This is a genomic window from Vibrio genomosp. F10 str. 9ZD137, assembly GCF_049974785.1.
In the GTDB taxonomy this organism is placed as follows: domain Bacteria; phylum Pseudomonadota; class Gammaproteobacteria; order Enterobacterales; family Vibrionaceae; genus Vibrio.
Genome location: NZ_JBNGCJ010000883.1, coordinates 1974 through 2899, shown reverse-complemented (window position 1 = coordinate 2899; position 926 = coordinate 1974). Strand labels below are relative to the sequence as shown.

The window sequence follows — 926 nt, the reverse complement described above, 5'->3', positions numbered from 1 at the left end:
CAGCGCCACTTAGTAAGGCGTTAGTCGGTTAAGGTTTGAGTTAAAAAAACGCATCAGTACATGAACAAATAGAAACGAGTGAGTTTTTCAATGGTTTTTTCAAAACGGTTAATATTATTTTCATTGTTTACAATCAGCTTTAGTAGCTTTGGACTTACTGTCAATAATGGTGCTAAACCTTTACCAGAATGGTGTTCGAATGATGCTTCAGCTTGTTATTTGACATATAGAAATTCAGAACATGAAAATAATAGAGTTAAAGCCGTACTTTTCTACATTCAATACCATTCTCTTCTTGAAAAGCAGTTTGAATTTAATCAAGTGTTAAATGATCTTGATGAGGTAATAGAGAAAGGGAGTGTGCAAGCGATGCTAGTTAAAGCATCGATATATTCTTCTGGTCAGTATGTTAACAAAGATTATAATTTGGTTATTAGCATTCTTGAGGATGTAGTAAATCTCGAAAAGGGTGATAAGAGTGTTTATTCTTTATTAGGTGGAGCTTATGCTAACTTGTTTTTGAGCAATGTTAGTGAAGTTAGTTATTATCACTCTGCCAAACTGTACTTAGCAAAAGCGTTCAAGCTGGGTAATCATTCGGTAGCTTTTGAAATGGGATATTTATTACTTACTTATGGGGATAAAGATGATTTCTTTGACGCTGAAGAATACCTTCGATATATGTATATCAATGGTAATGAAGAAGATAAGGAAAGGTTCTATAACTATCTAGATTTAAAGTCCAAGATGTTGAAAGAGAATTAGTGGATGAATGGAAAATTTAGAAATCAGTTACAAAGCAAGTTGGGTGAGGGTTAGGTAGGCACTCAGTACATCTAAAAAATTAACGATTGAATCGCCACCGACTAACAAGTTAATTAAGTGGACTTATCAACGCTAGCCACTCTCGGCTTGGAGTCTGATAT

General features: G+C 34.2%; 1 protein-coding gene. It reads left to right on the top strand.

What is annotated here, in order from left to right:
• The first annotated feature begins 90 nt into the window (after positions 1-90).
• The gene (locus ACP45E_RS19725; RefSeq protein ID WP_017037662.1) at positions 91-765 is read left to right on the top strand and encodes a hypothetical protein; all 675 of its coding nucleotides are present in this window, start codon (positions 91-93) and stop codon (positions 763-765) included.
• Positions 766-926 lie beyond the last annotated feature (161 nt).

Coding starts and splice junctions, on each gene's coding strand:
- ACP45E_RS19725 (WP_017037662.1), top strand. CDS start 91: ATGGTTTTTTCAAAACGGTTAATATTATTTTCATTGTTTACAATCAGC.